This window comes from Mariniflexile aquimaris (assembly GCF_042676825.1).
Lineage (GTDB): Bacteria > Bacteroidota > Bacteroidia > Flavobacteriales > Flavobacteriaceae > Mariniflexile > Mariniflexile aquimaris.
Window position 1 is genome coordinate 1 of record NZ_JBHTIB010000011.1, and the last position, 4,130, is coordinate 4,130.

Genomic DNA, 4,130 nt, shown 5'->3' on the forward strand with positions numbered 1-4,130 from the left:
GTATATAAATTAACAGCGTAAATTCAATTTTAACCTGTAGCCATATTTCAGGACAAGACATATGAGAAAAATCACGTTACATAGACCAAAAGAGAATTTTAACAAAAACTGTTCTTATGAAATATTAGTCGGAAAAAAATATCTGACTGAATTAAAAAACGGAGAAGAAAAAATTATTGAAATACCAAACGATTTTAAGAACGAAACTTTGAAAGCAAAAATTCAATGGTGTGGAAGTGAAAAAATGGAATTACGGAATTTATCTGAAAACGGAAAAATAATTGTCAGTGGAAATAAATTTCTGAATAAAAAAATGTCATTATTTGGAGCAATGTCTCCGTTAATTGGACTTATGTTTTTTAATCTGAAAATTGTACCAAAAAATATCGGAATTGGAATTTTTGTGATTTTTTTGATTGGAATTATTGGAACGATAACTATTTGGAAAAATAAATGGCTGAATATCAAAACGGAATGAAAATACGCATTACAACACCGTGTATAAAAAATTGCTAGTTTTATACTAAACCAATGTCAGTTGCTTTGTTTGCTAGCGTCTGATTTTCCTTCGGAAAATCCTCGCACACAAACACGCAACTTTCCATACACATAAACGTTCTACGCAATTTGAAAAACTTACTCAAAATATTAATTCTGACTTTGATTTTAGCTTCTTGTAAAAAAGAAACTGAAATCAAAACGGAATTTCCTAAATCTGACTTCAATCTCAAAACGGACTTAACCAATTTTAAGAAAAAAATGACAGAATTAGATACCATTAAGGTTTTCTTTGACCATTCAGTTTGCACTTACGAAGGTTTTGAGAGAATTGAAATCACAAAAAAATCTGACTCAATAAAAATTCGGACTGAATTTAAAGAATTGACTTTTAATGAAAATCAAAATCCTAATTGGAATTTAGTTTACGAGAAAAAAATTTCGGAAACGGACACAGTTTGGCAATTTGGAAAGTTTATTGAGCGAAATTCTAACCGCAAAAATTCGAACGAAAAAAAACGTGGAATTTTAATTGTGGAAAATAAAAAAGATACTATTCAGTTTTTTACAAACGGACTTGTGGACTTGAACCATTTTTTGGAGGATTATTACCTGACTATGAGAAAAATATATCCAGAAAACAAAAATGGAATTTACGGATACGAACTTGTGGAGGAATAAAAAAACTGCGTAGAACACCGTGTATAAAAAATTGCTAAATTAGTGCTTAAACAAAGTCAGTTGCATTTTTGCTACGTCTGATTTTCCTTCGGAAAATCCTCGCACACAAAACCGCAACTTTCCATACACATAAACGTTACCTTTAATGCTGAAAACACGTTTCAAACCAAAATTTTAGTCCGAATTTTTAATTTTAGTTATCTGACATTTGCCAATCTTTATGTGGATTTTGAGCAAAATACGGAAAACCGAACTGCGGAATTTTAGCAAGTTTGCGGAATCGATACGCGGACAAAATTAAACGCTGACATTTGATCTTGTTTGCGAAAATAAACAGATCGGATTTTATCACTCAAACGGAATTTAAAACGACTGACCTCACTCTTGCGGAAAGCTGATTTTGACATTTATTACGGACGAAAAAATGACAGAAAAAAAGCACTAAAGGTAACACCGTGTAAAAAACATTGCTTATTTTAGTTCAACCGTTNCAACATTTGACCAAACATTGAACATCACACTTCGAAATATAAATTGGACTAAAAACAGCGGTATTCTGATTATCGGAATTTGTTTGAGTGCAATGCTTTTGAAATATTTGGTTCAGCCATATCGTGGAACTTGGATTTATCAATATGGAAGTATGATTTCATTACTTGTCTTTTACGGTGGAATTTTTTGGTCTTTGATAAATACAATCCTTTTGATTAAAAAACATAAATCTGACTTTAAAAATAACCTGATTTGGATTTTTTTAAGTGCAATTCCATTTCTATATATTGGAATAATGATGACAATTGCAATGACTAAAACCGTTGAATAATGTTCTGGAATAAAAAGAAAAAGCGGATTGAAAAAATTGAACTGACCGAAAACGGATTTCAAGTCAATTACGATGAAGAAATTACTCAATTCCAATGGTCAGAGATTAAAAAACTGACTGGTTTTAAAGTTGACCGATTTACAACAGATGATATTTGTTTAAAAATAGAATCTAACAACAAAACATCTTATGCGACAGAGGAATTCGAAGGTTGGCGGATTTTTACGAATAAAATGCTAATGGAATTTCCGCAGATTGACAAAAATTGGGAAGGAATTATAGCAAAACCAGCATTTGAAAGAAAAGAAACTGAATTATATAACCGAAATAAAAACGTTGGGTAACAACGTGTATAAAAAATTGCTAAATTAGTGCTTAACCAAAGTTAGTTGCAATTTTGTTACGTCTGATTTTCCTTCGGAAAATCCTCGCACACAAAACCGCAACTTTCCATACACAAGACCGTTGGCATTCATAGCCCACTCGAATTTAAAAAATGAAACAATTCTATATAAAAAACAAGAGTGATTATTTAAAAATATTAAATAAGTTTTTAATAGTCGTTTTTATAATGTCTTTGCCATTAATTATTCCTTTTTCATGGCAATGGTTATGTGGATTATTTGGAAAATCCATTCATGAAGGAAATAGTGCAATTTTTTCTTTGTTTTGGTTTTCATTAATTACACTTCCCGTTGGTGGAATATTATTAATAGGAATGATTTTCATGGTAATTTGGGATACAATAGCTATTAGCGTGAATCGAAAATAAAAATGTCTGAATTTTTACTCAAACTCTGAAAATCAGTTTGGTGGAATTCTTACTCAAAATCTGAATTTAGAAAGTTTGCGGAATTGAGCAAAATGTGTAAAATCTGAATTGCGGAATTCACTCAAGCTCTGAATTCAAAACTTGGTGGAATAATCACTCAAAATCTGAATTCTAAAAAAAATGGAAAATGAAATAAAACTGAATTATAAACTGAAAAAACTACGAAATGCCAACACAGTATATAAAAAATTGCTAGTTTTATGCTAAACCAATGTTAGTTGCTTTGCTTGCTTGCATCTGATTTTCCTTCGGAAAATCCTCGCACACAAGCACGCAACTTTCCATATACATAAACGTTGGGTTTAATGCAAAAACCCGTTCCAAATCAAAATTATCGGCTGAATTAGTAAATTTAATTATCTGACATTTGCCAATCTGTTCTTGGATTTTGAACTAATTGCGGAAAACCAAACTGCGGAATTTTAGCAAGTTTGCGGAATCGAATCGCGAAAAAAAAACGCTGACTTTTGAGCTTGTTTATGGAATAAATAAAAATCGGACTTTAGCCAGTTTGCGGATTTGACTTTTGAATGAAAAAACAAATGATTTAAAAGCTATTTATCTGACAAAAAAAGCACTAAAACCCAACACCGTGTAAAAAACATTGCTTATTTTAGTTAAGCCGTTTGGTCGTTGCTTTGTTTGCTAGCTTCTGATTTTCCTTCGGAAAATCCTCGCACTCAAACACGCAACGTTCCNTTTATTAGCGTATTTGCTTGTAAGAATTCGGAAAAGACTGAAGTCAAAACTAATCCGCCAAAAGTTGAATTTAACTTTTCTGATATGCCAGAAAACTACGAGGCTAAACCTTTCACTTACCTTAATGACTCAAATAAAATTTTCACTAAAGAACAAAATGAGGAATTAGAGAACCTTTTAATTAAACTTGAAAAGGAAGGTAAAAAGATTGTAATTATAACAAGTTCTTCTAAAGAAAAACCAAACAAACAATGGAGTGTTGATGATAATAGATTTACAAATCTTACAAATAGAGGAATAATGATAACTTTTGATAAAACCTTAAAGAATATCGGAATTGGAATTGCTATGGACACAAAAAATATATTCTTGGAAAGTACTCGTAAAAAGATTATTGAAAACATTATAATCCCTGAATTTGAAAATGGAAATTATTACAACGGAATTAATAAGGGTATTGAAGAGATTTTAAAACACTGGAAATAAAAGTACTGTGTACAACAAAGTATATAAAAAATTGCTACTTTTAGCTTAATCAATGTTAGTTGCTTTGTTTGCTAGCTTCTGATTTTCCTTCGGAAAATCCTCGCACACAAA

Annotated in this window: 6 protein-coding genes; all 6 read left to right on the plus strand. The window is 30.9% G+C overall.

All coding sequences use genetic code 11. The features are described from left to right. Positions 1-61 precede the first annotated feature (61 nt). The 6 genes from ACFQ0I_RS07985 to ACFQ0I_RS08010 all read left to right on the plus strand — a co-directional run bounded on the left by ACFQ0I_RS07985 (position 62) and on the right by ACFQ0I_RS08010 (position 4,019). Entirely contained in the window at positions 62-478 is a 417-nt protein-coding gene (locus tag ACFQ0I_RS07985) for a hypothetical protein (protein ID WP_379941066.1), read from the plus strand. A 149-nt stretch (positions 479-627) separates the two neighbouring features. Beyond that, the gene (locus tag ACFQ0I_RS07990) at positions 628-1,179 is read left to right on the plus strand and encodes a hypothetical protein (protein WP_379941068.1); all 552 of its coding nucleotides are present in this window, start codon (positions 628-630) and stop codon (positions 1,177-1,179) included. A gap of 508 nt (positions 1,180-1,687) precedes the next feature. Then, complete coding sequence (locus tag ACFQ0I_RS07995) at positions 1,688-2,002, plus strand: hypothetical protein (RefSeq protein ID WP_379941070.1); 315 nt, start codon at positions 1,688-1,690, stop codon at positions 2,000-2,002. Then, positions 2,002-2,346: a hypothetical protein gene (locus tag ACFQ0I_RS08000; protein WP_379941072.1), complete on the plus strand. Its 345-nt coding sequence runs from the start codon at positions 2,002-2,004 to the stop codon at positions 2,344-2,346. Before ACFQ0I_RS07995 ends, ACFQ0I_RS08000 begins: the two co-directional genes overlap by 1 nt. Positions 2,347-2,498: 152 nt before the next feature. Next, positions 2,499-2,774, plus strand: coding sequence for a hypothetical protein (locus ACFQ0I_RS08005; RefSeq protein WP_379941073.1), 276 nt, complete (start codon positions 2,499-2,501; stop codon positions 2,772-2,774). Between the two features lie 843 nt (positions 2,775-3,617). Beyond that, positions 3,618-4,019 carry a TPM domain-containing protein gene (locus tag ACFQ0I_RS08010; RefSeq protein ID WP_379941075.1) on the plus strand — a complete coding sequence of 134 codons (402 nt, stop codon included), beginning with the start codon at positions 3,618-3,620 and terminating at the stop codon, positions 4,017-4,019. Positions 4,020-4,130 lie beyond the last annotated feature (111 nt).

What these genes read in the sequence shown, in the direction of transcription:
- ACFQ0I_RS07985 (WP_379941066.1), top strand. Translation starts at nt 62, where the DNA reads ATGAGAAAAATCACGTTACATAGACCAAAAGAGAATTTTAACAAAAAC.
- ACFQ0I_RS08000 (WP_379941072.1), top strand. Translation starts at nt 2,002, where the DNA reads ATGTTCTGGAATAAAAAGAAAAAGCGGATTGAAAAAATTGAACTGACC.
- ACFQ0I_RS08005 (WP_379941073.1), top strand. Translation starts at nt 2,499, where the DNA reads ATGAAACAATTCTATATAAAAAACAAGAGTGATTATTTAAAAATATTA.
- ACFQ0I_RS08010 (WP_379941075.1), top strand. Translation starts at nt 3,618, where the DNA reads ATGCCAGAAAACTACGAGGCTAAACCTTTCACTTACCTTAATGACTCA.